Genomic DNA, 26,933 nt, shown 5'->3' with positions numbered 1-26,933 from the left:
AATCCTGTAAATTTGTAATGTAGTCTTGCTTCTCCGACTGCGGGTATCGCATTGCGACCTGAGGAAGCAAGGCTATTTTTTTGTTTTTCCAACTTCAATACCTTTTAGGTGAGTTTTTCTGTCAGAATTTAATATTATAGAAATTCTAACATGACGTTTTTTACCGTCAATAATTAACTTAGATTTAAAATTAAGATACCCCAACAAGTTCTTTGGATCTGCTTTTTTTCGATCACCCCAATTGTTATATGTGGATTTTTTTATAAGCTCTTCAAGACGTTCAATTACAGCAGCCTTTTCTTTATACATAGCTGAACCTTTAGATATTTTTCTACCTGCTTTAGTTGTAAATACAATTTCATTTAAGTACTTGCTATAAGTTTTATTTCCTTTTAGTTTAGCATTGTAGTACTTTAGAGTAAAATCTCTTAATTCAGAAACTTTCATTTTTTTAAATCTCTCTGTAGAAACATTTATTCCAGAAGAACCAAACAACGATAATTGTTCGCTTTGTTTTAAATTATCAAACCTAACATCATCAAAACGATTGTCTTTTATTACTTTTTTTGCTAGTAATTTAACATACTTTTTATAGGTGTTGTTATCTTCAATTCTGTATAAAACTTTATCTAAATCAGCACTAAACAAATAAGCATAATCATTTGCAAATTGTTCATGGCTCATTTTTTCTAAGTGTTTAATAACTCTTTTTTCTAAATTACTTGTATTGTCAATATTTGAAATATCGTTGTAAAACTTAGGTGTACCATTTTTATCACGATCTAGAATGTAATCGGCAGCTTTTTGAGCGTAACCAGCGGCCACAAAAATAGCTTTGTTGTTTTCTTGTAGCGTTTCTTTTACGCTTTTACTCCAACCTTTAATGTATGCGGCATTTTTCTTTAATGTACTTAAGAAAATACCACTTTCGGCATTTAAAAAAGCACTTCCTAATTCTGCTACCAGTTCTTCCAAGGCTCTAACACGAACATCTAAATGATAATCTTTTAAAAGCCCTCTATTAAGCCTACTTCTGTGACCTGTAGCATGTATAGACTCGTGAAATAATGTACCATACCATATACCAACATCTTTGTATTGTTGCTTTAGTGGCATTGTTATAGCATCGGTATTTGGCGTATAATGCGGTGACTCACCAGATCCGATATGGCGTTGTACTAATTTTGGTTTTTTAGGCATGTTGTTAAACAACGCATCGGCCGCTTTTATTTTTTTAGCTTTACTTTCAAACTGCTTTAATTTTTCTTGTTGCTTTTTACGTTTAGCTTCAAAATTAATTCCTGTTATATCACGTTCATTAAACACGTTGTAATACCTAACAAACGGTATTTTTTTAAGCTTCTTAGCTTCCTGTACGTTATAATTAGGACTATTTTTTGAACCGTATTTTTTAAACAGTTGCTTGTATTTTTTTTCACTTATTGTATCGTTGCCATACTTAAAGATGAAGTTGTAATAAATAGCCTGTGATGATCGTGTACCTTTTTTAATTTTTCCACCAAGTTTTTCAATTTGTTTAAAGGTTAACCAATACATGCGGCCATCTTGAATAGGATCTAAATAAATAACTTTATTACCATTCTTATCTTTACCCTCTGTTTTCTTTAGGCTTAACATAAACGCATTAATACCACGGTAAGCTTTTAATGTATCAAAGTTATAAGGTGTATCTATGTTTAATGAAACGCCTTTACCAACGTTTTCATCACGCCCCGTGTACCAAGGCAAATGACCTGTTTTATCAATAGTATCAATTATCTGTTTAGTAATCATATCATAAACATCATTAGATGTTATGGCCTTACCTAATCCAGCATGATTGTCTATTAATTCTTTTTCAGCCTTTGGATTTAGGTAAGGTATTCCTAAACTTTCTGGGTGAATAGGTTTTGACTTGCTTTTTGGTGTTTTTTTGGTTAAAAATAATCTGTCTATGGCTGCACCTAGTATTAATCCTGTTATCATAGTAGTATGTAATCTTTTTTGGTATTTATTTGGTCTTTTTCAAAGTCTATTCCTGTAATGTCTGTTGTTTCTTCTTTAAGAAGTGTTTTAGAATAGATGTTATATTTAAGTTGATTTAGTGGTGTATCTTGGTATCTATTTTTATTAAAATAGGCGTAAGTATCACGGTAATCATCGGCTTTTTCTATGCGGCAAACTAAATCGGCATCGAAAGCCGAACGGCTACCACCACGCATTTTGCCGTCGGATGTTCTTTGGAAAATAACTACAAACAGTTTCCCATCAAACGCTTTACGCAAATCACGATCAAAGTCTAATTTTCTGTTAAGTTCGACCAGCTTTCCCCATGAGTCTATAAATACAACATCGTAAAATGGAATAAGCTGTTGTAATGTAGCAAACCCATTTCTTAACTCGCCAATGTTATGTATTAAATGGCGGTGCGCTGGGTTTATGTATTCATCACGTTTTTCAATAAATAAATTAGAGTCTGGGTGTTCTTCTAAAGATGGAAATAAACATCTATAACCATGAGCCGCAAAGGTGTCTAACATTTGAAAAACAAAGCGTGTTTTTCCCGCACCTTGTTCCGCATCTAAAGTCATGGAAACACTCCCTTTTGGTTTGCGTTCTATTTTACCAAGAAATTCGGCTATATCGCCAGTAATTTTAAACACTTCGTTATTGGCTTCTGGCGTGTCGTTCATGCTAGTAATACCAAGTTTTCGTAATTCAGCAGGAATAGAAGTCTTTTTAGGTTCTTGTGTTGGTTGTGGTTTAACCTCTTTAGGTTCGACAACCTCTATTTGTGTAACGCTTGTTTCTTGTTTTGTAACATTTTCTTTGTTTGGTGTGTCGGTTTCGGTTGTATTATTAACAGGTGTTACCGTTGGTGTTTGCTTTGCTTCCTTGTTTTGATCTGGTGTAGCAGTTTCCTTTTTTACTTCGGTTAGTCTTTCGGTTTCGGTTTGCGAACTACTAGAATTATTATCAAAACTATCAATAACAATATAGCTATTAGGGTTTCTGGTCTCATTTGTATTTGTATTTTGGTTTGCGCCTAATGATTTATGTTTTTTTGAGTCTTTAAAATGTAACATATACATATTAAGCTCGAAAATGACTTCGTAAAGCGAGTCGCTAAATATGGATTGCTTATTTATGGTACCATTAAATAAAATATCTATAGTCTCATTAAACAACGTTTCGGCCTTTTGGTATGCAGGGCTAAAGCCTTGTATTTTTGCATACTTTTCAAGCAATAGAATTTCTTTTGTAGAATTGTATTTTACATACTGCTTTAAGTGTTTTAAATACGCTTTATCTTCAACATGCAAATCGACATCACTTTTTAATGGTTGTGATTTATTGTAAATACTTATTACCTTTTTTAAGGTGTTTTTAAAAACTTCTGATTGAAATTGCTGGCTGTTTTTTGCTAATAAAACAAACGCATCACGTTGTTTTTTAATAGTTGTAAAGCTTATAGTTTTTTTGGTGTCTATTACCTTGTAAAAACTATTAATTAGCTTTAATTCTTTTTTAGCATAGGCTAAATGTTTGCTATTTACAATTTTTGGTAGTGGCATGATGTGGTATTTATTTGGTTCTGTAAAATTAGCCCAATACCCAATCTTTACCAAATGCGTTTACAGTTGCTTTTACTTTATAATCGCCTTTAAATTGGTTTTTAATAAACTCCGATAAAGCCGCTTGGGTTGTGGCTGTAATTTCTATATTTTGTATTAGGGTTTCTCCGTTGGCATTTAAAACAATACCGTTTATGTTAGGGTAACTTTCGGCCAGAATTGCCCCGCTTGCATTACTTATTAAAACTAGTTTTTTAAGCGTTGCTAATTTGGTTATACTTGTTTCAATATTGGTATTATTAACAATAGCTACATTTACATTGGCGGTTATTACGCCATTACTGTAGTTAATATCGTTAAGGCGTTTTAGCTTAATATCTAAATTTTCGCCAACGCTTAAGTATTTTTTGGTATTACTGGAATAAAACCAAACTAAGCCACCTAGTGATGCTAATGTTATGAGTAGTCCTTTTTTCATGTTGTTATTTTTTTAGCTATTTTGGACAGAAAACCACCATTAATAAATTTATAAACTCGATAAACGATATACACTACTACTGCTAGGCTTATAATAAATGTTATCCATTGAAAACGCCCCCATTTTTTAGTTACTAAAACCGTTTCTGAAACCGTATCTATAAACGTTTTTGATTTGGTGTCCTGTTTACTGGTTTTGGTAGTGTCGGTTTCTATTTTATGATCGGTTTCTTTTAAGTCTTTGGTTTCAATATCGTAATAAGCACCTCTTTTTTTAGAATAGCCTACTTCACCACTAACAGCACCATTATTAAACCTACGTTTGTATTCTGGTAGTTTATTGGTTAATGTGTCTGGATAAATATTAAACGCTTCTTTAAACCCTTTGTAAAGTGTTTCATTTTTAGTTTCTACCTTATTGGTTTTTACACTATCTGTTTTAACAGAAAAACTATCTTTAGCAACGGTTGTTGTTTGGTTGGCTGTTTGGGTTGTTGCACAGCTTGAAACCATAAAAAAGATAGCTACTACCGTAGCAACAAGAATGTAAAAAATAACATTACAAACTATCTCTATTTTATCTTTTTTGGTTTTCATTTTGTAAAGCATTTGTTGTTACACTTTATTTCAGCTTCTTGTAATTTTCTGGTGACTTGCCTAGAGTACTTTTTTAGCTCTAATACTTCTTTTTTAACTTCGTCTTTTTCTTTTTTAAGTTCTTCACGATCTTTTTTCATATCCTCAACAAAAACGGTGTATTGTTCTCGCATACTTTTCAAGGCATCGGCTTCTTTTATGGAAACTTCGTGTTTCCGTTTATTTCGCTCGGTTACAAATCCTATTAAAGTCGCTATGTTCGTGCCGCCTAAAATCATGGTTAATACTGTGTCAAAATTCATAAGTAGTTGGTTGGTATTTATTTGGTTTTTAATTTGAGGTGTTAAACTTCTGGTCGGATTCCCTAGGCTTGGCCGTGTCGGGTATCCCTTAATCCCTCCCTAGGCTTGACCGCATCGGGTGGGTTACAATTTCTCCCTAGGCTTGACCGCATCGGGTGAAACTTGTAAATTTTAAATATTTTTAATGTTAATATTGCCTATTAACGTATGTTATTAATCTTCTGTCTAGTATTTTATCATTAGTAGCTAACATTCTTATAAACCCTAAATAGGGTGTTTCATGCAATATTCTACCTTTAGAATCAACCCTAATTCTAAAAGCTAAGTCAACAAATCCTTTTCTAACATTGTTTGTAAGCCTATTTGTGTAACCCATTTGGTTACGCCCTGTACTTACGCCTGTAGGTGCTGGAAAAGTAACTTTGTCGGTGTATATACCGTTGTATTGTTTAAAGTAATAATCTTGATTGAAGTCTAAAATCATATTTGGGCTATCTATCAACACCGTATTAATTTTGTTAGTTGATGATTTTTCATCTATAACCTCGTGTTTATAGCCCGCTTTTCTGTATTCCTTACCTGAACCTTTAAATTCTTGATTTCTAAACCTATCAATTAATAAATAATATTTTAATACACCTCTTGTTGACTCTAAATTTAAAGGGCTAAAATCTTGAAACGTAAGACTCAATAAATTAACATTACCATCAATTCTTGCAGAGTATCGCCTTTTGGGGTTAACCGCTCCATCATCTTTACTATTAGCCCATGATGTTTTTATTTGTATGTTGTCTATTCGCTTAACAGTTTCATCTGATAGTACAGTTATAGCATTGAAATTATCATCAATATTCTGTTCGTTAGCGTTAATGTCTATGGACAAATTTTCAATATCCTCTTTGTTTGCTCCTTTTCTATGTACACCTAAATATTCACTCATTGTTTTTTCTTAATTTTTTGATACTCTTTAATACTTATATAGCCTAAAACCGAAAATGCTAAAAGGTAAGCGAACCCTAATACCTTTTTTTTTTAAACTCGTTTATCCAGCTTGCAGGAATTTTGTTAAGCATAACCTTTTGTATTTCGCCTACGGTTACTTGACCGTTATTATCAAGATCAAACACAGGGTTTTGATTAGCTATTAAAGAAGCTGGTAACGTTGCTGTTTGCAAAATGAAGTTTAAGGGCTTTCCAGCGGCTAAAGGAAAAAATGTAATTAAGTATAAATCGACATAGCTTTTTAGCTTTGATTTATACCTTACATAATACTTATATACATAGTACATTTGTTCGGCCGCAGTCATATTTTTAAGTGCATTTATACTTGTGCCTAACTCGTTGGCGGTTGCTGGCATAAACTGTATTAGTCCTGTGGCATTTGTATATGGATTTTGCACACTAGGGCTAAATGTTTTTGCGCTCTCGAAATACATTACAGCCATTAACCAATTAGGATTAATGCTAAGTTTGTTTGCGTAATAGCGTACAGCATCTATAAATTCTTGTCTGTAACTAGCAGGTACTTGTGACTCGTATATTAACATTATATCGTAACTTTAATAGGTTGTTTTTTTTGCTTTTTTGGTGCTGCGGCATTTAAGCTGTTTTTAGCTGCTTTTTTTTTACTGCTTTTATTAGCATTGTAAATAAGTGTTCCAGCTGTTATGGCTGCCAAAACCCATCCCCAAGCAAATTTTTTATTTGTTAGGGTAACTTCGTCTAGTTGTTGGGTTTCAACTTGTAAAACAATTTCTTTATAGTTGCTGTCTTTATGTATGAAACTGACGTTTTTAAACGTTAGGTGACTAACTATAATTACTTCACCAGCTTGTACCCACTCAATTAAGAACTCCCCATTAGCATCAGTTGAAACGCCAATAGAATTATTGCTTTGCAAATACACATTTGCATTTGGTACAGGATCGCCAAATTCATCTATAACACGACCTTTAACGTCTGGAACTTTAAGCATTTCCTGTGGTATTTCTGCAACGGTGTCTTTTGCAACTTCTTTACTCATGGTTTGGGTTGTTGGTTTCATTAAATCTGAAAAGCAACTATTGTTGGTTATGGTATTCATTTGGCTTGTTTTTAAAGGTTGTTTTCTACGTCGTCATGTCTTACCCATATTTCAACATAAGACCAAGGAACATCTATTATGTAAACGGTGTTTTCTGGTTGCCAAGGATCGTTTATAATAGCTTCTATTTTTCCTAGCTTTTCGCCGTATTCATATTTTTTATAAAACTCTTCGGTGTTTGTCCAACGGTCGTTTATAATTTCTGCTTTAGTAGTTATAACACCTGTGTTTTTTCTAGCAAAAACATCTTCGCCGATTAAATAAACAGGTTCAGCATTTATACTTTGGCTACTAGCATTAACTTTTAAGCGGTTATAAAATTCTAAAAGTTCATCACTCGATAAATCGCTTTGTATATCTTGATGTAAGTTTTCGCCAAAAACAATTTTGTAGGCTCGTGAAACATCTTGTAAGCTATTAATATTAATAGCCAGATTGTTTAATGCTTCAACGTCTGTACCATCTGGTATATCAAACCAATTAGATATAAAGCCTAGGTTTACTCTATGGATAGCTTTATAGATAATCATGGCCGCCTGTACGTCTGGTTTGTGTGCATTAGCATCTAAAAACTTTTGTATGCGCCATTTTTTATAAGCTTTATAGCCAAAATAAGCTAACACTACAGCGCCAAGCGTTACAAATATGGTTTTAGCATTTTTAGACAAAAACTCACCGCCTTTATCTGTAGCTTTAGATGTAGCTTTAGCTGTTATAGCCGATGTGGCCGCTGTTATTAATGGATTTGATAAACCTTGTTTGCTCATTGAATTAATAATTTTTTACTTTAAACCTAGGCTTAGAATACCAAACTTTGTATCGCTTTTTAAATATCCTCTAGCTTTATCACTATTGGCTAATTTGGTAAGGTTACTACATTCTTTACCAGATAAATTTTTAACGGCTTCTATAGCCTTTAACTTTTGCTGCAACTCTATTGGGTTACTTGCTGTTACTATTACAGTTGTTTCCATATTTTATGCGGTGTGTTTGTTTAATAATTGTTGTAATTCGGCTCTAAATTCATCAGAACTATTAGCGTGATGAAGTACTACGCTGTAGAAGTTTTCGGCCACTTCGTCTGTAATATCATCGCTTTTAATCCAATCTATTAAGCCTTGTTTGCTTTCTGAAAGCTCTGGTTGCTCTAGTTTAGCATTAGAACTGTGATTACCACTATGAGCGTGTTTTTGTTCCAATAGCAAAGGAATAAACGTAGGCAAAGACTCTGCTAATTTTGTTACAGCAGGTGAGTCCATAATACCCTTTTGATCTAGTTTAGCTTCTTTAATGGCTAAATCTAATTCCTTTGCCGCTGTGTTAACCTTGCTTTGAAGCTCTTTATTGTCAAGATCAAGCTTGCGTTTGTCGGCTTTTAGCTCATCGAATTGCTCTTTAAGCTCGTCGTATTTTTCGGCCTTTGCCTTAAGATTAACTAAATCGTTAAAGCCTAATCCAGCTGCTTGTGCCGCAGCTCCTAAACCGCCTAAATGTTGCATAGGGCTATGATTTTGATAATTTGGTTCTGTTGGTGTGGTTTGGACTGGCGCAACCTGTGTTGCGCCTTTGTCCTCACCATTCCGCAACATGGAATTTTCAACTAATTCAATTTTAAAGGTGTCTTGTACTTTATAGCTAGTACCGTTAGGTTTTTTTAGCTTGACAATAAATGCTTGTATATCTTTTTCATACAGGTTTATAAAAAACTCGTAAATATTACTTGATCGGCTTAAAATGTCGTCAAGTGTCCAATTGGCAAAGTGCCTTTTTGGATTATCTGGATTAGGTGTAAAACGTATTTCTACACCTGTATCGGCATTGATAATTTGAATAGCGTGTTTTGGCTTATTTAGCCAATCGTTAACCCTATCAATATTTTTGTTGTTATAAATATGTTCTTTATTCATGTTGCGTGGTATTAATTGCAATCATGTTGTAAAGGCAGTATAAAATGTACCCATAGCATAGGGGAAGCCCCATTACCCTCAAACTTTACATTTATAGACTCGTTAGTTAGTACGGTGTTTTCACCACAAATGCGCAATGTTTCTGTAGGCTTTAAGGTTCTTAAGCCTATTTTTACATTGTCATCACCTGCATTTTGAAATACAACATCGGCTTTGCCTAGTAACGGATAATGCTGGTCGTCTTTTACGAGTATTTCACTTTGAAAACTGCCTTTTTTAAACATGATTATTGGTATTTATTTGGTGTTTTTTAATAGTCCGTTCCGCTTTGTGATATATAAAACACAAATTGAAAGGTTATAGATCCTGCTTGAGTGTTTGGACATAAAACAGTTGGTTTAATAGTTCTATTACACTCAAAATCGACAGGCTTTAAGCTGTCTAAGTAATCGCCACCTTGTCTTTGTAGCCAAAAACTATGATCGTGCGCTTTTATAACATCGTTTCCCGAATTGTCTAAAATGGCAAGATTGATAGGTTCTGCAACGTTACCATCTATAATGGCAACTCCTACACGGTGACATCTACCCTCTGGTAAGTTGATTTTTTCATTAGCAGTAGGTGCATTAGCATCTAATGTAACGGTTACAACTTCGTATGTGGTTTTTGACATGATTTTTGTTTTAGATAAAAAGCCCTGCCCAATGATAGGCAGGGCTTTTTAGGATGTTAAACAATAAAATTTAAACTATGGCTATGAAAGAAAATTTTAGTTTTCGCTAGTAGCGATAGCATCTAAACGTACTTCTACGTAATCTACCGTTCCGCCACCAGTTGCGCCCTCTGGGAATTTTAAGTTTATTTCAAACTTTTTACCCTCTCTAATCATGTATTCACCACCTAAATCAAAGTAAAGGTCTCTTCCAGATGCAGCGGCTAAATCGTTAGAAAATTCGCTACATTGTACAGTAGCAACAACTTTACCATCACTTTTAATCTCTAATTCTGCGTTACGTAAACTAGGAATTAAAGAAGCGTCGTAATTAATTACAGCTGCTTTGTCTGAGTCTGTGGCGTGCGTACCGTAACCTAATGCAACGGCATTAAATACGATGTTTTTTCTGTCTGGTAATCTGTCACCCTCGAAAGTTGAAACCCCTGTTTCTTCTTGTGTGTTAGATGTGATTAAAGGAATAGTTCCTTGACCGATATTGATCTGTTTTCTAATAACGGCGGTTGTCTTTTTTAACGCTAACGATTTGCTTGCAATACGTCTTTGCGTGTCCTGTGGTAAATCGTGTTTTACCTTTGGAATTTCTAAATATGATAAGGCTCTGGCCTTGGTAATAAGTGTTCTCATTTTGGTAATTGGTATTTATTTGGTTTTTAAATCTTTTTTAATTTTCAGCGTAACGCTTGGTAAAGACTATGCTAACATGTTGTTAGTTTCTTTTTGTGCCATTGCTAACATGTCTTGTTTCGCTGCTGGAATTTGGTGTTGTTGCCCTCTGTTACGTTGAAACATTGAAGAGTCTACAGTAACTTCTGGTACTTCTACAGTTCCAGCGGCTAAGCCTGTAACGTGGTTTGTAAATCGTGCCATTGCTGTTTCGCCCTCTTGCTTATCTACTTTAGATAAAACAAGCTCACGTAAAGCATCTAGGCCTTGTTTGATAGACATACCAGCTAAAGCGCCTTGTGTGATTTTCCCGCCTGTACTTTTTGTATCTACGGCCGCAGCTGCAATAGCCATTGCCAATGCAAACGCAGGTTTACCCCACTTTTTGTACTTTTCGTACTCTTTAGGCACTAAACCAACAAGTCCATCCGAAACAGCCGCTCCTACAACGCCAGCACCGATTTTAGTACCGTTGTCTGCAATTTTTTTGGTGTTTGGTTTTTTAAACATTTGATTTGTGTTTTTAGTTAATAAATTATTTATGTTGATTTTTAAGAAAATCCTATTTTTTATCTTTTTTTACCAGCTTTGAAACGCCTATACCTACAGCCGTAAAAAAGGCTAGTTTTCCCCAATTGAATTTTTTGGTTTCGGTTGTTTCTTCTGGGTTTGTTGATCCACCAGTATTTGTGTTTTCCGTGTTTGAACCACTTGTATTTGAACCACCACTATCGTTGGTGTTTTCTGTGCTTGAACCACCTGTATTTTCATCACCACCAGTATTGGTGTTTTCTGTACTGGCATCAGAATTATTAGGTGTTGTTTCTACAAATTTTATGGTTGTAGTTGTTACCGTAGTATCTTTCCAAAACAGCGACATTTCGCCAATTTTGTTAACACTAGAAGCTGTAATCGTTTCTGTAGTAGCTTCGTAGTTAGTTGTGTTTTCTTCTAAATAATCTAGAAGCGAATTTCTAACTGCATTTACGCCAAATTCAATAACAGAAACTTTGTTATTCACTATGTTTTCGCTACCCTCAAATGAAATCGACAAGCTCTTCATTCTATCTTTGTAAGCTTCCATTACGGCTAATGCTTTAAAGACCTCGTTGGCCTTATCTATTACAGATTGGTTAACACTACCTTGGCTTTCAATCATAGCATCAACATCTTCTATAATAATATTGAATGTTGGTACTGCATAATCATCAAACCATTTTAAAAAGACGACTTCTTCAATTCCTGTTAATGGATAAGCAACATAATCATCTAGATTAATACCTCTAGCTCTAGCATTGTCTCTGTTTTTTGTGCAACTATCTACAACACCGCCAACTATACCACCAACAAGACCGCCAATTGGCCCTCCTATAGCAACGCCTACAGTTGTGAATGCTGTTGTCCAAGTAATTTCTTGAAAACTAAAACCATCATTTAATAATCTAGAAGCTTCTTGTTGAGATGCTATTCTTTGTTCTATAATTCGCCCTACAGCTGTTTGCTCAATAGGTACAGTTTGGTTGTATGTTTTAAGACTTTCTAAGTTGCTCATTTTACTTGGTTTCAGACTTTTTATTTTTATATATGGTATATGCGCCATATGCTACACCAGACAATAATAATACAGGTAATACGCCACCCATACTGGCTGTTTGCACATTGCCGCCACTTGTGTTATTGTTTCCTGTGGTTGATCCACCAGTATTGGTGTTTCCTGTAGTACTACCAGTAGTAGAACCGCCATTATCGTTGTTGATTTCTTCAACGACTTCTAAAACGGTATTGGTAAGCGTTTCAAAAAAGCTGTTAGAGTTTTGATTGTCAATAACATTATTAACAACAAAGTCATTTATAATAAATGCAGGAATAGACTCTACACCTGTTTTAAAAGTGTAATTGTTAACTGAAACATTATGTTTTTTTACTGGTCGCACCCAACCCGCCCATAATGGATTTAGGCCAACGCTTTCACTATTATACGTGTTTGTTTGTCCGCTATTTGAAACACTAAAGTATTGTGATAAATAAGCGTCTAATGCAGGAATTGCTTTATCTCTAAATACTTTTGAAAAATCACGGATATTATTAAGCCTAGACTCTGTACAGCTGTTCCAGTCGTTATCCCAAATCTTTTGGTTAAACGTTTTAACAGAAACAAACGCAGCACCTTTAAAATCTGATACAGCTTGTGACAAGGCCACCATGTTTTGATTAGCAATAGCTTGATTGATATTGCTTACATGATTAGCCATGATGTTTTTTAACTTTTGTTTATCACCATCAAGCTCCCATTGATCGTAAGCAGAACCGCCCCAGCAGTCTATGCCGCTAAATAGGCTACTCCACCAATCCTCATCTTCCATATCGGTTAACACACTATCAATAGCACCATCAACAACGGTATATTCTTGGTCGGTTTGTGTTTCGTCGCCAGAAGCGTTTAATCCATTAGATGTAATTACGCTTTGTACTAAAGATTTGTATTGCCCAAATACTTGTGACATGCTTGGGTTTTGGTCTTTATCTATGAACATTTTAACACGCTGCATGGCATAATCGGTAACATAAGTAGGCACGCCTTTATGTTCTAAAACATCTAAAAGCGCATTAAAGTTGTCGGCTAATGTTTGAAGCTTTTGTTTTGTGTTTTCTGGCTTTGAAGCTGCCAATGCATCATTGCTATCATTGCAAGTACCACAACCACAAGAACATGTTGCTTGGGTTGTTGCTGCTAGTCCGTAATGCTTTAAATTAACACTCATAAATAAATCTTTTTTATCTACCATAACAGGCTCTTTATTATCTGCAACGGTGGCATCTATTATTAAATAATCGTTCTTTTTATTTGAGTTTGGTACTACGACGTAAACATGTGTCCAGTAGTTAGGGTTGTAATATGCTTGTTTTACTTTTCTGAAATAATGAGGTATTCCAAGATTAAGTAAAATAGCACTTGCAAAGGCAGCATAGGTTTTACAATCGTTGCCTTGTTGCCTTGAAGTCCAAGCACAAGCAGGACTTTTAATATACTGATCGCCTTTGTCGATTTCGTACTGTACATGATCGAATAAAAAACGATGTATGTTTTTTATAAGTTTAGCCCTGTTGCTAGTGTTTAAATGTTTAGCAATGGCTTTAGCTTGATCTACATGCTGTAATGTCCATTCTTGCATTTTTTCTAGTGAAAAATCGGTATTTCCACTTCCTAAAAAAGTACGTTCGCATGATGCGTTAGGGAAAAACTTTTCATATTTTTTACCTGACTTAATAGGGCGTTTTAATGACTGGTTTACTGCTTCTATATCCAAACTCAATAAATTAAAGAACGGTTGTTGTTAATAGATTTTTTTCATGCTTTTACTCTTTATTTAGCATTGTTTTGAGTTGTAAAATTACATACACACTCAACAACCGTTGCGGGATAAAACAGGATAAGGCAGGATATAACACGATAAAGCGTAACAAAACATTATTTGGCTTGATTTTAATTGGATAGCGGCGTAATTTTACCGTACCAAGTAAATACCAAAACCAAATTTTATGAATTTAGATGAAGCCAAAAAGGTAAAGCCCAGCTACAAGGGTGCGTTAAGTCGTGATCTGCAAATGAATAGTAAAGAAGTGGCTAAGTACATTAATCCTATTATTGCTAATAACAGGAATATTACTTTAGATGAAGCGAAAAAGAAAAGTAAGTTAAGGCCTGTTGAAGTGTTGTTGTTTTATAATAAAATAGGAGAACCTATAAGGGAAAGTGCTTTATTATAATTATCTATAATAGCTTTTTTTTAGCCAACAAAACAGGATTTTTTAATTCAGAATGAAATATTATATCAAAACTGGATTTTTTTTATTTCAGAATTATTAACATTAATTGTGGATTTTTTTCAAAAAAAGGACTTATATTAGCCGTTGATAAGTTTCGACAAAATATTTTTAGAACCCTTAAGGGGTAAAAAAAAATATATTACCTTTGCGGCCATTTTATTTTATGGAATGGATTTTGCAATTATGATTAATAATTTTTATTATTAAATTGAAATAGATCAATAAAAAAAAGCCAATGACAACTAAATCACTAACAAGTTACCTTGACAATAATGGTATTACTTACAAAGTAGATAACAACCCTTCACCTGCAAAGGTCAACAGAATCCAAAAAGCACTTGATAGAAAGGCTAGTTTAATGGGTTTAGCTGTTGATGCGTATAAACAGGTAAAAGGGAATAAATGATTATTGCTACTAGAGAAAACATTTATGGATTAGATGTTTTTAGTTTCACAAGTTCAAGGCACACACCATATCAATTAATTTTTGACGATAATATAAACTCAAAACATACTGAAGTTTCATTAGTAAACCTTTTAGGTCAAAATGATGCAAAGTATTGTAGAGAGATAAGAAAAGCTGTGTCAAGTATAATTTTTAATTACTTAGTTGATAAAAACTGTACATTATATTTTGACTTTAAGCTAGATAAAAAAGGCGTGTCGCTTCTAAAAAAGTTTATTCGTTGGATTAAATTAGAACGACGCATTAAAACAGAAGCAGAAATAACTCCTTTTAAAAACTCTCATTATATTGAGTTTAAGTTAAAATTAGATAAAGAGTATCTAAAATCGCTTAAAGTTAATTAGGTGGTTTTAAACTTTAATAAACAATAAAAAAGGCTTTGATTTTCAAAGCCTTTTTATTTTCCATATTCATTTCTGTTTATTCTAATGCTGGGAATTTAAAAAACTTTAAAGCTCTTCAATATCATGCATTGCAATTTCTGTTAATATTCTTTCACTTGCCACTTCTGAATATCTCATTAAAGGATTTACAAATTTTGAATAATTTTCAATCATTCTTTTTTCTCTAAATTAATCTACTTTTTCTTTTGTAAGTTTGTTTTCGGTACACGATTGCAGAAATTTTAAATGTGGAAGTCAAAGATTAACTAATAGGAAGAAAAAAAATAATGGCACAATCAATAGAACCTAATATTGCAGATTTAGCTAATGGATGGCTAAAAAAATATAAGCTACCTTACAAGTTAGAACAGGAATCAGTTAACGCTGAAATTGATAAAGCGCTTACAGATTATTTTACAAAAAATGGTGGTAAAGGTGCCAATCGCCCAGATGCTAAAATATTATTACAAGATAAAAATTTAAATTATTACCCAGTACTTATTGAGTATAAAGGTTATAAAAATAAACTTGTAAAACTTGATAAAGACGGACAGGTTGAAAACCGAACATCTAAAAACCTGCCAAATTTTACAAACATTAATTCGTATGCAGTAAATGGTGCCGTGCATTATGCAAACGCATTATTACACCATACAAGCTATACAGATATTATAGCAATTGGGGTAACAGGTCATAAGGATAGTTCGGGTAACATTCATCACGAAATTGGTGTTTATTATGTGTCTAAAAGTAATTTAGGAGCAGGGCAAAAAGTAGATGATTACACAGATCTATCCTTTTTAGCCAAAAACAATTTTGATGCTTTTATAGAAAAAGTAAAAGCATTACAGTTAACGCAAGGTGAGTTAGATAAATTAAAAGAACAGCGAGAAAGAGAAATAGACCAAAGTCTTGTAAAACTTAATAATGATATTTACCAAAACGAAAAGGGTTTAGGTGAAAATGATCGTGTTTATTTAGTAGCTGCATCAATTATTGCTACACTTGGTATACCAGGAAAAGTAACGCCACTTGAAAAAGCAGACTTAAAATCATCTACAGAAAAAGGGTATAGAGATGGCGATTTAATGATTAAAAAAATAGAATCGTTTTTAAGCTATAAAGAGCTGCCAGAAGAAAAGAAAAACCTTATTGTTAGAACACTGTCAAACACGCTTTTAACCGAAAATATTAATAAAGTTAAAGGTGGCGAAAGCCAGTTAAAGCGTGTGTTTGTAAAAATTGTTGACGATTTAGGTATTTACTACAAAATTGGCTTAACAACCGATTTTACAGGTAAACTTTTTAACGAAATGTACGGCTGGTTAGGTTTCTCGCAAGATAAACTTAACGATGTGGTGCTTACACCATCGTATGTGGCAAATTTATTGGTTAAACTAGCAAGGGTAAATAAAGACTCGTACGTATGGGATTTTGCAACAGGATCGGCAGGGCTTTTAGTAGCAGCCATGAACGAAATGCTTAACGATGCCAAAGAAAACATTAATTCGCCAGAAGAATTAGCTCAAAAAGAAATAGCAATTAAAGCAGAACAATTACTAGGGTTAGAGCTGTTATCTAGTGTGTACATGTTAGCTATACTCAACATGATACTTATGGGCGATGGTAGTTCTAACATTTTAAATACAGACTCTTTAACAGATTTTGATGGTAAATATGGCTATGGAAAAACTAACGCTATTTTCCCTGCAGATGCCTTTATATTAAACCCGCCATACTCTGCTGATGGTAACGGAATGAACTTTGTTGAAAGAGCATTAAATATGATGAATAAAGGCTATGCTGCTATTATTATACAAAACTCGTCTGGATCTGGTAAAGCAGTAGGTTATAATAAACGCATACTAGCAAAACATACGCTATTGGCAAGTATTAAAATGCCAGTAGATATTTTCATTGGCAAATCAAGTGTTAATACTAACATTTATGTTTTCAAGGTAAACGAAAAACACCATAAAGACGAAGTAGTAAAATTCATAGATTTTACCAATGATGGTTATACCCGTAGCAATCGTAAAAAAGCAAGCAACAATTTAAAAGATACCGACCATGCAAAGGAACGCTATCAAGAAGTTGTAGACTTAGTGCGTTTTGGTAAAAACAAACTCAAAATTTTTACAGAAAGGGAATACTACGAAGGTCACATTGACCCTAATAATGGAGCGGATTGGAATCAGTCGGCACCAATTGACTTGAATCCAAAATTCAGCGACTTCAAGAAGACAATTAGTGATTACATAGCTTATGAAATTTCTGACTTACTGAAAAACCAAGAAATTACAGATGAAAGCTTGGGAAAGTAGTCGCCCCACTTGATAGCAGATTAAACAAAGTCAAGTGGGGAGAATTTACAATAGGAGACCTTTTTTCAATTAATACCTACAAAAAGAGATTTGATGCTAACAAGGTGGAAGTTCATCAACTTGGAACTTATCCATATGTAGTTAGAATGGGATCAAATAATGGACAAAAAGGCTTTATCAATGAAGATCCAAAATTTTTAAATGAAGGTAATACAATATCATTTGGTCAAGATACTGCCACAATGTTTTACCAAGAAAAACCTTACTTCACAGGGGATAAAATCAAAATTTTAAAGCCAAAAGAAAAAAGGTTTGGTAAAAAAAATGCCCAATTTTTTATTGCAGCAATGATGAAATCTTTTAGTTCATTTTCTTGGGGAAGTTCAAGTTACAGTGTTGACGTAATCAAAAATCAAAAAGTAACACTTCCTGTTTTAAGTAATGAAAAAATAGACTTTGATTTTATTGAGAGTCTCTTAGCAGAGATTGAAAGTAAAAGAATAAGTCAATTAGAAACATACTTACTAAATAATGGACTCAACGAATATCAATTAACTGACAAAGAGAAAAAAGCATTAGAAAACTTTGACAAATGCAATTGGAACATTTTCAACCTTGAAAACTTATTTGGTAAATCAACTCGTGGAAGACGATTAAAAAGTGCCGACCGAGTTTCGGGAGCTTTACCCTTTATTACAGCAGGAGAAACTGACCAAGGTATTTCCGCTTTTATAGGAAATGATGTTAAAGTTTTTTCAGCGAATACCACAACCATTGATATGTTTGGTTCAGCCAAGTATAGAAACTTCAAATATGGAGGAGACGACCATATTGCAGTCGTTCATACTAACAAACTGCCAAAATACGCATCTGTTTTTGTGACTTCTGCAATTCACAAATCATCATATAACGGACAGTTCAACTATGGTAGAAACTTCTACGCAAAAGACGCTGACGCATTAGATATTTCGCTACCAGTAAAAGACGGAAAACCCGACTATGAAATTATGGAAACTATTATTTCTGCTATTCATAAATTGGTAATTAAAGATGTGGTTTTGTATGTAGAGAAAAAGAAAAAGGAATTAAACAAACTGACAGAAAATGCCAACGCTGTTAAGTGCTAACCTACGCAACTACTCATAGTCATTGTTAGATATTATTAGACCACTCAAAATAAATGAACTATATAAAGGAAATCAAAGCTGTATCAATATTTATTGGAATTTTCCTTGTATTTGGAGCATTTATATACTTGATTTCTTTGGGAGACAATGAAAAGTATTTTTACTACACAATTATAGGTTACATTCTAATTTGCTTAATTGTTGTAATTATTCAACAAATATTTAAGAATAAAATTGTCGACAAAATTGCTGGAATAATATTAATCCCAGCTGGAATTTTATTTGCCATTGTAACTGTTATCATTCCATTTATGACAGTCTTTGTTCATTTGTTATATTATTTAATGATTTCGGTTATTTTACCATTAATAATAATTCAAAGTCTAAATCATTTCGGTTATTTATCTTTCTTAACCGAAACGACTGTTTTCTTTTTTCAGATAACAATAACTGTTTTTATTTCTGTACTTTTTAATCATCAAATTAAGCAATTAGTGTATCTGATTTCACCAGCAAGAATAAGAACCTCAAAAAAGTTAAAACCGTATGAATTAGACAAACTCACTGACTATTTGATTTCGGAAAAGAATATTCGATTTTTAATATATGTTCTTTATTTTGTTTCCTTATTGGCAATTAATATAACTGACTTTCAAGGAAGCTCATTAACCGAAAAAACGGAGTTTGATAAAGCTATTTTACAATCTTTTATTGCCTTTATTGCTTTTGACAGAGTTCTTACATTATTAAATGATTTGGAATTTAAACCATCTACTTTTTTAATTAAAATAGGGCAGTCCATTTCGAATAAATTGAAAGATTTAGATAAAAAATAACAACAGCTAACAATGACTATGAGTAGTTGCGTAGGTTAGCACTTAACTTTGCACTAATTAAATAATTCTAGCTGCTCACCTAATGGAATTGTATTCTTAATTTCTGAAAAAGGAATCCCGTATTTTTCCCCTTGATATTCAACGGTACATTTTGTTTCGTGAATGCCTAAAGGATCAATACTTAAATCCAAAATAATAGATTCTACTTCTTTAAGCATATGATTACCATTTTCATCCCAAAAATCTAAATCGAAGAATATTTTATAACCTACTTTCATAATTTCCAGTTCCAATCCTCCCTACTTTCTGGGTGAATAGGTTTTGTAGTTGTTTGTATGTACGGTATTTATTTAGTGAAATATGCCACTTAAACGGCATAAACTTGTTTATTCCGTTCTACAAATTATAAGGTTTATTTGGTATTGGGTACATACGATCTAAAACAAGGCTTATACTACTATTATTCGTTATAGGGGTGCTTTTAAGTTCTTCATCGTAATACCGTATAGGTGTTTGCATGGTAATAGGGTTTAGGTTAAGTTCCCAAAAAGGTAAATCTTGGTTTTTTGGCATATTATATAGCTGGTGTTAGTTGGTAATAAAGGCGTGTTGCAACGCTTGTTTGCTCTTGATCTGTCTGGCCGTAATCCATTTGAAATTTTAAGGATAGACTTAATACAATAGCTTGATGTAAATAAAGTTTTAGTTTACGCTTTTTGGGTTGGGTTTTGCTAGTGGCTTTATGGGCTAAATTGCTGGTTAATTCATTAATAATTGATAGTCTTATTTTACTGTCTTGACTGTCTTGATGCTCGTAATTAGCAATATATTCGGCAAACTGCATCAAGCATTTATAAATGCAGTTAAGCTCTTTATCTTTTAGTTTTTTAAGTTCTATTATCATGCCTTATAGCGTTTTATTTCTTGATTGGTAATAGTATCGTAAGCAACAACCCAGCTACAATGTTGTAAAGCGTTTGTGTATATAGGTTGTTTCTCTTTGGTGGTTAGGTTGTTAAACGTGGCATCGGCAATTGTTGTTGGACTCCAATTATTCATACGAATACGGCTGTAATAAGCTGGATTATCATTATCACCTATTAAATGGTTTTTATAATTCCAGTTAGTTAATATTACCAGCTTTATACGGCTACAGTTTTTACATGACATACCGTTTTTTTCACCACAACTACATTTTTTAAGGGTTGTTTTATCCATTGTTTACGGCTTTAAAATGGTACTTCGGCAAAACGATCTACATTGTTAAACTTCGATATATTTTGCCTTAAGGTGAGTAGTTGAATATTGTCTATATGATACCCTTTTGTATTGTCTTTTCTGTCTATGGTAGCATTAAAACCACGTAGGCCATTTTTTAAATAGCCTGTTTTATCGCAGAACTCACAAAATTGTTTAAAGGTTATTGAAAATGCTTTACCACGCCTTTTTGCGTTTTGCTTAAATTGGTTGTAGCGTGCTATTCTTGGGCGTGTTTCTCTTATTTTTCTGGCGTAGTGTTTGTGGCAAAGGCCGCCTATGGTTGCAATGGGTTCACCTTTGCAACCATAGGCGCAACAATATAGGCCTTTAGCCTTTTTAGCTTGGGAAATTTTCATGTGTAACGGTGTGGTATTTATTTGGTAATAAGAAGAGTCTAGCAAATTGCAACAACCCACTAAACTCTAATTGCTATTAATCTAACTATTAGATCTTACATGATTAACATAAATGTTAAACTGCCTACGGTTACATTTAGGATTAATAAGTTTAAAGGCATGGCTTAAGTTTCTAGGTACTTCTTTTTCACCTTTAACTTTTACGTAACCATCTATTACATAGGTTTTAATTTTGCTTTTGTCGCTTGCTGAAATTTGCAGCTTTGATGCTGGAATTTTCTTTTTTGTGTCTTGGTTTGACATTGGTTTTGGTATTTATTTGGTTGCAACAATTTAACGCTTGTTGCATTGGCGTTATATTGGTTTGTATAAATATTCTGGTTTCTTATAAAAGCCTAGTATTGTTTCGGTGGTTTTACGCAACTTATCTTCGTTTTTTAAGTTGGTAATAGCACGCCTTATGCTATGTAGTGGTGTAGGGAAAGGCTTTAGTAAATTAGCTTCGTATTCTTTTATGTAATCAACATAAACTTGGCTTGCGCTCATAGGTTTATTGTTGTTTTTCTTAAAAATTACGAGAACTCTTTGTTGTTGGGTTGTGGCTTGTTGCTCTTCGGTTTCAAGGGCTTCGCCAGTAATACCATTGGTATTGTGGTAATTTTTTGTTGGTGTCATAATGTGTGGTATTTATTTGGTACTGTGAAAATACTATTTTTTTGTGTTATCGCCAAAAAGTAATAACTTTAATAAATCCTAAATTTGGTTTATGAAATATTCTGAAAAACCAACATTGTTTGGAAATATCATAATAGCAATACTTATTGTTATTTTAATTATTCAGCTTATTGCAATTGCATTAAAATTTGCTGGATAATGAGTTTATCTAAGTCCTTTTGCAAGGACTTTTTTAAGAGTTTGTTTACTTTTTTCTAGTTCTTGGGCGGTGATATGGTTGCTTTCATTAAAGTAGGAGACTATTTTACTTGTGGTTAGATCTATATTATTAATGGCTTGTTGCAATAGTAGTTCTATAACCTTACTTTGTGATTGTTGTTCTTGTGTCATTGTATTTGGTATTTATTTGGTTAAAAAATTCTTTATACTTTGGGCTTGATTGGCATTTTGCCTGTGTTGTTGTTCCTTTTTTTCTTCTATAATCATTTGTTCTAGCTTGTCGTATAATTCGCCTTTGTGGTTTTTATAGGCGTATTCTTCCAGATCAAGCAAAGACAATTTACCGTTTACATGGCTTTCTACCTTTTTTAGTAGCCTTTGGTAAGGGGGTGCCTTTTCTGGCTTATCTGCTGTAGTTGGTTTTTGGTTTAAACCATCTAGCATAGCATTGTATTGGGTTGTTGCAAACCATCTATAACCGCCACTTTGTTTGTCGGTTCTTCTTAAGTCTAGATAAAGGTTAGGGTAAAGCACGTTAAATTTTGGGTTTGATTTGCAGTATTTATGAAGCTCGTTAAGGGCGAATACATGTATTTTTACAAGCTCATCGGCTATTTGTATTTTAGGTTTTATGCTACCTGTTTTTAGCCTAAACATGTATTGCCTAAAATAGTTAATGGCATAACGCCAGCTACCGTAAGATGCTTTTACATTTGGCTTGTTGTACACAGGGCTTAAAACCATCATAAAATAATTAATAGCAAAGTGTTGAAATTCCTGTTTTGTTAGCGTGCCATGTTTAGCTTCGTTAAAAATGGCCGCAGCATCTATTTTTGGCGGCACAAAATACACGCCTTGGGCTAACTGGTTGGCCAAAATTTCTGGGCGCAACAAAAATTTTAAAAAATCGTCGGAATTTTTGGGGTTATTTAATGATGCTTTATTAGGCGTACTATTAAAATTTGCAAAACTTGCTAGATTGTGTTCTTGTAATTTTAAATTATTATTTGAGAGCGTTAGCGAACTTCCTTTTAACTTATTTACATTATTTTTTGTTCTAGTAAGTTTATTGTTATCCGTGAAACTTTCACTTTCTAAATTTATACTATACTGACTATCAATAAAATAACCCTCTCTATGTTGTTTTAGTTGATTTTCTTCACTTTTTAAGTAGTTATCTTGTTGATTGTTAATGTTTTGACTTGTTGAATGTGTAAGATTTTTACTCGTTTGGGTTAAAGTTGTACTATTTACGTTATTAACACCATCGTTTTCTTCACTTTTTAAATGGTTACTTTGGTGATTGTTAATGTTTTGACTTGTTGAATGTATAGTGTTTTTAGCGGTTTTTTCAATACCGTTATTAACAATATTATTAACGCTCTTGTTTTCTTCACTTTTCAAATATTTATTTTGTTGATTTACAGGTGTGTAGGTCTTTGAATGTAGGGCTAAACAAACAAAGTCGTTATCCGCCCATGCAGCAAATGTTTTTTGATCTATACGTTGGTGTTCTGGTAGTAATAATTCGCGTTCATGTTCACAAAATGCTACTAAAATTTGATTGTTAAAATGTACCTTAACACCTGTTTCGTGATTATGAAATGAGTAATCTCGTAATATATGGGCTTCTTCTAAACGTTTGCGGTGGTTTCTAATGGTTTGATTTGTCATGCGTAATATGCGTTCACCATTATTAGTTAGCATCTTAATTTCGCTCGAATTAAAGTCTAGTTTAGGTATATATTGATAAGACTTATTTGCTATGTTTCGCTTTGTTTTGTTGATACGTTTAAGCAGTTTATTATACTGGAACAGGCAGCATAAAAACACTTCGTCGGTTTGTTGGTTTATACGTTGCCAGTTACGTTTTTGTATTAATAATGCCTTGTTATTTTTGTTTTCGGCTTCAACATAAAAATTATAGACTCTAGGAGATAGGTGTTTTAGTTTTTTGCCATTTACTCTGCGGTTACCAAAATTATTAATGGCTTGTTGTATTGCTGGTGTAGGTGGGTTTTGCTCTAAATAGGCTTTAACCTTATGGTTATAGGTTTTAACGGCTTTATTTTCAGTTTTAACACGCTTAGCCCAAAGATTTACATAGGTTCTGTAACGCCCTAGAGTGAGTTTAAGAGCGGTGTTGTTTATGTATGGATATGTGCCTTTTAGCCTTGGGTATTGACTATTGTTTAAATAGGTGTTTTTACGTTGGCTTTGCAGATGTTTATTTATCTGGCCAAACGTATCACCTAATTGTAAAGTTTTGCGACTTCTTTTAGGCATAATTGGTATTTATTTGGTTTTGGGAAAAATTAAGCCCTGTTTTTATGTAAAAACAAGGCTTGTTAAGGGTGTTGCTACTGTAATACTTTAAATCTAACTTGAACAAACCCTACTGTATAATCTATGTGTAAAGCGATTATTTTAAGATACGGCATAGATTTAAACATTTCTAGTTTAAAAATTTCTAGAAAAAGTAATGCTTCCTTAGTCATTTCTTCATTAGTTATATCATCTGGAAAATGCCCTGTTATAAACATTTCTTTAGGCAGTAGCCCATCATCAAGTAAATGCCATTTTTCTACTTTGCTTCGTACGTTAAAAAGCTGTTTTCCAAAGGTATTTCTAAGTTCTTCTAATGTTGGTGTTTGCGACATGGTTTTGGTATTTATTTGGTTATTAATTATATGGTAAAAACCACTTTCTAGTGCGGTTTTGTTGTTTAAGTTTTTTTCTACGTTTCACTCTATTTTCTTTTTCAATCTCATCATATATCTTGTAAGATTTGGCAGGTTTGTAAGACCTCGTTTTTAAAGACTTTTTACCTTTTATGTGGCTATAAATATGCTCTATTACAATGATGAAAATTAAAGCTACTGCTGTTGTAACTATAATTAGTAAAAGAACTAGGTTTGTGTTGTCTAGAAGATTAAAAAAGGCGTTATCCATAGTGGTTGGGTTTTTTAGGTTTTGTTAGTTGTCGCTTCATGGCCGCCGTTAATCTATTTCCCAAATCTTAAATTAACTATGTGTGGCGGCCACTAACGACTGTCGCAAAAAATTTGCTGAGATTGTATCTTTACGCTTGTTGCCTTGCGTGTCTTTTACGTTTATCCTTATTTAATGAGTCTGCTAACCAGCTTGTAAATTCGGCATCGTCTATTTCTCGTTTTGTAGGTTCTTCTTTAACAGGCAAACCAACTTCTTTTGCTACAGCAATTTTTTCGGCTTCACTTAACGGTTCCAACAAACCCTTAAGGGTTGTTGCAATTATTTTAACCGTGTTGTTTGTAGCAGACATTTTTTTACTTAACTTTGTTAAACACAAAAGGAGTGGTATCCTTTTGTAATACTTACCTTACATTGCCTTGTGTGGTGTTTGGTATTTATTTGGTGAGAGTCAACATTGTTGGCTCTTTTAGAAAGCAGGAAGTGGTATTCCTGCTTTTTTGTTGGTATTTATTTGGTGGAATTTACTGTGACAAAAAAATATTATATTTGATGTCGACCTAAAACCTTATGGTGTTGGGTATTTATTTTGAGGAATAGAAAAGGGATTTTTAGCCCCTTATTATTCTTAGTATTGGTATTTATTTGGGTTGTTGCAGGGTTGTTGCTTTGCTGTTTAACGGTGTGAGCCGTTGGTATGAAAGTTCTTACAACTTTGGCACGTGATTTGGTATGTGTTTTTAACATTGCGACTTGTTATTTTGTTACAAGGCAAATATCGAAAAAAATTACGAATATTCAAATAAATTCGAAACAAAATGCGAATACATTTAAATAAAACTTTGTTAATGGGTGATATAAACCTGCGTATTAAAGAGCTTGTAGAACATTTTAGCGATGGTAATAATTCTGATTTTGCAAAAAAATTAGGGGTTAATGAAGCTAATATTAGGAATTATATAAATAAAACAGAGCCTAAATATAGCTTCCTAGAAAAAATAGCAAGAACGTTCGAAATAAATTACGAATGGTTGTTGCTTGGTAATGGAAGTATGCTCAAAAAGAAGATTGAAAACAATGTAATTATACCTAAAAATAGGATAAAGCATATTGAGTTACCAAGTGGGAAATTTTTAATGAAAGTGCCAATGATACCAGCAAACGCCTTTGCTAAATATATAAGTGATTACCAAGACGTAGATTTTTTTGAAGATTTTGAAGAAGTTACTTTTATAGTAGATAAGGTAGGTAAGGGTAATTATAAGGCATTTAAAGTAAAAGGTGATAGCATGGATGGTGGTAACATAAACGATACAGAAGATAATGCTATTGTTTTAGGCCGAGAATTAAGAAGAGACCATTGGAAAGATGGTTTTTATCCAGCAAAATATGGTTGGGTAATTGTAACGCATAGCAATATTTTATTTAAAGATATTATAGGAATGAATGCCGAAGCTGGAACGATAACTTGCCATAGTAGAAACACAAGCCCAGAATACAGCGATTTTGAGTTAAACCTAAACAACATACACCAAATTTTTAAAGTAACTAAACGAACATTTTAAATACAGAATTGTAATAACCCTAAATTAACTTATGAGATTAATAATTATACTAACAACCACTTTATTTTTAAACATTAATTCTTTTTCGCAAACTAAAAAACTTGATAGTTATACGGCAAGCGATGGTATAAACTATAAAATAGGTGATGAAGTATATTTGGCTGGTAGTGATGTTGACGAAGTTTATGAAAGTGTCATTTCTGGTGGTTTTGGTGGTTGGTATTACGGAAGACAGAACTTAAAAAAGACATCTCAGACACGTGTTTTTATTATAGATAAAATTAAAGTTAAAAGTGATATGTTTAATGGTAATCCATATTTAGTTGGCCACTTAAGCACCCATCAAAAAACACTTGTTTATAATATAGATATTGAAGAAGCTATAAAGTTGAAAGAAATTTTTTATGGTGAACTTACACTTGAAGTTAATGAGGATGAAGAAACACAAAATGAATTAAAGTCTCAAAATGAACCAACAAGTAATTTTAACAAAAAATACGATAAGTTAAAAAAACTAAAAGAGCTTTACGATGATGGTATCTTAACCGACGAAGAATTTAAAAAGGAAAAGTATAAGGTTTTAAATGAGTAGTTTAAGTATT

At 33.1% G+C, this 26,933-nt stretch carries 37 protein-coding genes and 1 pseudogene; 9 read left to right on the top strand and 29 right to left on the bottom strand.

The features are described from left to right. Nucleotides 1-72: 72 nt before the first annotated feature. From R3L15_RS11260 to R3L15_RS11180, 17 genes are all read right to left on the bottom strand, one after another. A complete protein-coding gene (locus R3L15_RS11260) occupies nt 73-1,986 on the bottom strand; it encodes a zincin-like metallopeptidase domain-containing protein (RefSeq protein ID WP_338731778.1) in 1,914 nt (637 codons plus the stop codon). Then, entirely contained in the window at nt 1,983-3,575 is a 1,593-nt protein-coding gene (locus R3L15_RS11255; RefSeq protein ID WP_338731776.1) for a hypothetical protein, read from the bottom strand. Before R3L15_RS11255 ends, R3L15_RS11260 begins: the two co-directional genes overlap by 4 nt. Before the next feature lie 28 nt (nt 3,576-3,603). Next, complete coding sequence (locus R3L15_RS11250) at nt 3,604-4,053, bottom strand: hypothetical protein (RefSeq protein ID WP_338731774.1); 450 nt, start codon at nt 4,051-4,053, stop codon at nt 3,604-3,606. Next, a complete protein-coding gene (locus R3L15_RS11245) occupies nt 4,050-4,649 on the bottom strand; it encodes a hypothetical protein (protein ID WP_338731773.1) in 600 nt (199 codons plus the stop codon). The genes R3L15_RS11250 and R3L15_RS11245 overlap by 4 nt, the downstream gene beginning before the upstream one ends. Further along, nucleotides 4,646-4,951 carry a hypothetical protein gene (locus R3L15_RS11240; protein WP_338731772.1) on the bottom strand — a complete coding sequence of 102 codons (306 nt, stop codon included), beginning with the start codon at nt 4,949-4,951 and terminating at the stop codon, nt 4,646-4,648. Before R3L15_RS11240 ends, R3L15_RS11245 begins: the two co-directional genes overlap by 4 nt. A gap of 187 nt (nt 4,952-5,138) precedes the next feature. After that, nucleotides 5,139-5,891, bottom strand: a complete 753-nt coding sequence (locus R3L15_RS11235) for a hypothetical protein (RefSeq protein WP_338731771.1) — start codon at nt 5,889-5,891, stop codon at nt 5,139-5,141. A gap of 76 nt (nt 5,892-5,967) precedes the next feature. Continuing rightward, nucleotides 5,968-6,498: a transglycosylase SLT domain-containing protein gene (locus R3L15_RS11230; RefSeq protein WP_338731769.1), complete on the bottom strand. Its 531-nt coding sequence runs from the start codon at nt 6,496-6,498 to the stop codon at nt 5,968-5,970. After that, a complete protein-coding gene (locus R3L15_RS11225; RefSeq protein WP_338731768.1) occupies nt 6,498-7,034 on the bottom strand; it encodes a carboxypeptidase-like regulatory domain-containing protein in 537 nt (178 codons plus the stop codon). Before R3L15_RS11225 ends, R3L15_RS11230 begins: the two co-directional genes overlap by 1 nt. 11 nt (nt 7,035-7,045) lie before the next feature. Further along, nucleotides 7,046-7,801, bottom strand: coding sequence for a hypothetical protein (locus R3L15_RS11220; protein ID WP_338731767.1), 756 nt, complete (start codon nt 7,799-7,801; stop codon nt 7,046-7,048). Nucleotides 7,802-7,816: 15 nt separating this feature from the next. Beyond that, nucleotides 7,817-8,008: a hypothetical protein gene (locus R3L15_RS11215; RefSeq protein WP_338731766.1), complete on the bottom strand. Its 192-nt coding sequence runs from the start codon at nt 8,006-8,008 to the stop codon at nt 7,817-7,819. 3 nt (nt 8,009-8,011) lie between these two features. Further along, nucleotides 8,012-8,941 (bottom strand): hypothetical protein, encoded by a 930-nt coding sequence (locus R3L15_RS11210; RefSeq protein WP_338731764.1) that lies wholly within the window; start codon nt 8,939-8,941, stop codon nt 8,012-8,014. Between the two features lie 11 nt (nt 8,942-8,952). Next, nucleotides 8,953-9,225, bottom strand: a complete 273-nt coding sequence (locus R3L15_RS11205) for a hypothetical protein (RefSeq protein WP_338731763.1) — start codon at nt 9,223-9,225, stop codon at nt 8,953-8,955. Nucleotides 9,226-9,251: 26 nt separating this feature from the next. After that, a complete protein-coding gene (locus R3L15_RS11200) occupies nt 9,252-9,614 on the bottom strand; it encodes a hypothetical protein (protein ID WP_338731761.1) in 363 nt (120 codons plus the stop codon). Nucleotides 9,615-9,710: 96 nt separating this feature from the next. After that, on the bottom strand, nt 9,711-10,301 hold the full coding sequence (locus R3L15_RS11195; RefSeq protein WP_338731760.1) for a hypothetical protein: 591 nt from the start codon (nt 10,299-10,301) through the stop codon (nt 9,711-9,713). Between the two features lie 66 nt (nt 10,302-10,367). Continuing rightward, the gene (locus tag R3L15_RS11190; RefSeq protein ID WP_338731759.1) at nt 10,368-10,850 is read right to left on the bottom strand and encodes a hypothetical protein; all 483 of its coding nucleotides are present in this window, start codon (nt 10,848-10,850) and stop codon (nt 10,368-10,370) included. A 52-nt stretch (nt 10,851-10,902) separates the two neighbouring features. Continuing rightward, the gene (locus R3L15_RS11185) at nt 10,903-11,892 is read right to left on the bottom strand and encodes a hypothetical protein (RefSeq protein WP_338731758.1); all 990 of its coding nucleotides are present in this window, start codon (nt 11,890-11,892) and stop codon (nt 10,903-10,905) included. Between the two features lies 1 nt (nt 11,893). After that, nucleotides 11,894-13,648 carry a transglutaminase-like domain-containing protein gene (locus R3L15_RS11180; RefSeq protein WP_338731757.1) on the bottom strand — a complete coding sequence of 585 codons (1,755 nt, stop codon included), beginning with the start codon at nt 13,646-13,648 and terminating at the stop codon, nt 11,894-11,896. 232 nt (nt 13,649-13,880) lie between these two features. On the opposite strand from R3L15_RS11180, the gene R3L15_RS11175 reads away from it, so the two are divergent. From R3L15_RS11175 to R3L15_RS11145, 7 genes and pseudogenes are all read left to right on the top strand, one after another. Further along, on the top strand, nt 13,881-14,108 hold the full coding sequence (locus R3L15_RS11175; RefSeq protein WP_338731756.1) for a hypothetical protein: 228 nt from the start codon (nt 13,881-13,883) through the stop codon (nt 14,106-14,108). Nucleotides 14,109-14,403: 295 nt separating this feature from the next. Continuing rightward, nucleotides 14,404-14,574, top strand: a complete 171-nt coding sequence (locus tag R3L15_RS11170) for a hypothetical protein (protein WP_338731754.1) — start codon at nt 14,404-14,406, stop codon at nt 14,572-14,574. Continuing rightward, on the top strand, nt 14,571-14,978 hold the full coding sequence (locus R3L15_RS11165; RefSeq protein ID WP_338731753.1) for a hypothetical protein: 408 nt from the start codon (nt 14,571-14,573) through the stop codon (nt 14,976-14,978). The genes R3L15_RS11170 and R3L15_RS11165 overlap by 4 nt, the downstream gene beginning before the upstream one ends. Nucleotides 14,979-15,304: 326 nt before the next feature. Further along, nucleotides 15,305-17,341, top strand: coding sequence for an N-6 DNA methylase (locus tag R3L15_RS11160; protein WP_338731751.1), 2,037 nt, complete (start codon nt 15,305-15,307; stop codon nt 17,339-17,341). A 41-nt stretch (nt 17,342-17,382) separates the two neighbouring features. Beyond that, a pseudogene (locus tag R3L15_RS11155) lies at nt 17,383-17,844 on the top strand (restriction endonuclease subunit S); the annotation flags it as partial. Further along, on the top strand, nt 17,827-18,468 hold the full coding sequence (locus R3L15_RS11150) for a restriction endonuclease subunit S (protein WP_338734137.1): 642 nt from the start codon (nt 17,827-17,829) through the stop codon (nt 18,466-18,468). The pseudogene R3L15_RS11155 and the gene R3L15_RS11150, both read left to right, overlap by 18 nt. Before the next feature lie 53 nt (nt 18,469-18,521). Further along, the gene (locus R3L15_RS11145) at nt 18,522-19,304 is read left to right on the top strand and encodes a hypothetical protein (protein ID WP_338731750.1); all 783 of its coding nucleotides are present in this window, start codon (nt 18,522-18,524) and stop codon (nt 19,302-19,304) included. Nucleotides 19,305-19,357: 53 nt separating this feature from the next. Here the strand turns inward: R3L15_RS11145 and R3L15_RS11140 are convergent, their stop codons facing one another. The 12 genes from R3L15_RS11140 to R3L15_RS11085 form a co-directional block, all read right to left on the bottom strand. Continuing rightward, the gene (locus tag R3L15_RS11140; RefSeq protein ID WP_338731749.1) at nt 19,358-19,582 is read right to left on the bottom strand and encodes a hypothetical protein; all 225 of its coding nucleotides are present in this window, start codon (nt 19,580-19,582) and stop codon (nt 19,358-19,360) included. Nucleotides 19,583-19,700: 118 nt separating this feature from the next. Further along, nucleotides 19,701-19,877 carry a hypothetical protein gene (locus R3L15_RS11135; RefSeq protein ID WP_338731747.1) on the bottom strand — a complete coding sequence of 59 codons (177 nt, stop codon included), beginning with the start codon at nt 19,875-19,877 and terminating at the stop codon, nt 19,701-19,703. 1 nt (nt 19,878) lies between these two features. Further along, nucleotides 19,879-20,208: a hypothetical protein gene (locus R3L15_RS11130; protein ID WP_338731746.1), complete on the bottom strand. Its 330-nt coding sequence runs from the start codon at nt 20,206-20,208 to the stop codon at nt 19,879-19,881. Next, a complete protein-coding gene (locus tag R3L15_RS11125) occupies nt 20,205-20,522 on the bottom strand; it encodes a hypothetical protein (RefSeq protein WP_338731745.1) in 318 nt (105 codons plus the stop codon). The genes R3L15_RS11130 and R3L15_RS11125 overlap by 4 nt, the downstream gene beginning before the upstream one ends. 11 nt (nt 20,523-20,533) lie before the next feature. After that, nucleotides 20,534-20,920 (bottom strand): hypothetical protein, encoded by a 387-nt coding sequence (locus tag R3L15_RS11120; protein WP_338731744.1) that lies wholly within the window; start codon nt 20,918-20,920, stop codon nt 20,534-20,536. Between the two features lie 81 nt (nt 20,921-21,001). Further along, a complete protein-coding gene (locus R3L15_RS11115; protein WP_338731742.1) occupies nt 21,002-21,223 on the bottom strand; it encodes a hypothetical protein in 222 nt (73 codons plus the stop codon). Between the two features lie 51 nt (nt 21,224-21,274). Then, nucleotides 21,275-21,595 carry a hypothetical protein gene (locus R3L15_RS11110; RefSeq protein WP_338731741.1) on the bottom strand — a complete coding sequence of 107 codons (321 nt, stop codon included), beginning with the start codon at nt 21,593-21,595 and terminating at the stop codon, nt 21,275-21,277. 204 nt (nt 21,596-21,799) lie between these two features. Then, the gene (locus R3L15_RS11105; protein WP_338731739.1) at nt 21,800-21,985 is read right to left on the bottom strand and encodes a hypothetical protein; all 186 of its coding nucleotides are present in this window, start codon (nt 21,983-21,985) and stop codon (nt 21,800-21,802) included. 12 nt (nt 21,986-21,997) lie between these two features. Continuing rightward, nucleotides 21,998-24,100, bottom strand: a complete 2,103-nt coding sequence (locus R3L15_RS11100; protein WP_338731737.1) for a hypothetical protein — start codon at nt 24,098-24,100, stop codon at nt 21,998-22,000. A 74-nt stretch (nt 24,101-24,174) separates the two neighbouring features. Next, nucleotides 24,175-24,474, bottom strand: a complete 300-nt coding sequence (locus tag R3L15_RS11095) for a hypothetical protein (RefSeq protein WP_338731735.1) — start codon at nt 24,472-24,474, stop codon at nt 24,175-24,177. Nucleotides 24,475-24,496: 22 nt separating this feature from the next. Then, nucleotides 24,497-24,766: a hypothetical protein gene (locus R3L15_RS11090; protein ID WP_338731734.1), complete on the bottom strand. Its 270-nt coding sequence runs from the start codon at nt 24,764-24,766 to the stop codon at nt 24,497-24,499. 130 nt (nt 24,767-24,896) lie between these two features. Then, on the bottom strand, nt 24,897-25,118 hold the full coding sequence (locus tag R3L15_RS11085; protein ID WP_338731733.1) for a hypothetical protein: 222 nt from the start codon (nt 25,116-25,118) through the stop codon (nt 24,897-24,899). A gap of 496 nt (nt 25,119-25,614) precedes the next feature. Between R3L15_RS11085 and R3L15_RS11080 the strand changes: the two genes are divergently transcribed. Further along, the gene (locus R3L15_RS11080) at nt 25,615-26,331 is read left to right on the top strand and encodes a helix-turn-helix domain-containing protein (protein WP_338731732.1); all 717 of its coding nucleotides are present in this window, start codon (nt 25,615-25,617) and stop codon (nt 26,329-26,331) included. Between the two features lie 31 nt (nt 26,332-26,362). Then, a complete protein-coding gene (locus R3L15_RS11075; protein ID WP_338731731.1) occupies nt 26,363-26,923 on the top strand; it encodes an SHOCT domain-containing protein in 561 nt (186 codons plus the stop codon). The last annotated feature ends 10 nt before the right edge of the window (nt 26,924-26,933 follow it).

The sequence above is a fragment of the Mangrovimonas cancribranchiae genome, assembly GCF_037126245.1.
Classification (GTDB): Bacteria; Bacteroidota; Bacteroidia; order Flavobacteriales; family Flavobacteriaceae; genus Mangrovimonas; species Mangrovimonas cancribranchiae.
Note: the sequence above shows the minus strand (reverse complement) of the source record. Positions and strands in the feature narration are given on the sequence as shown.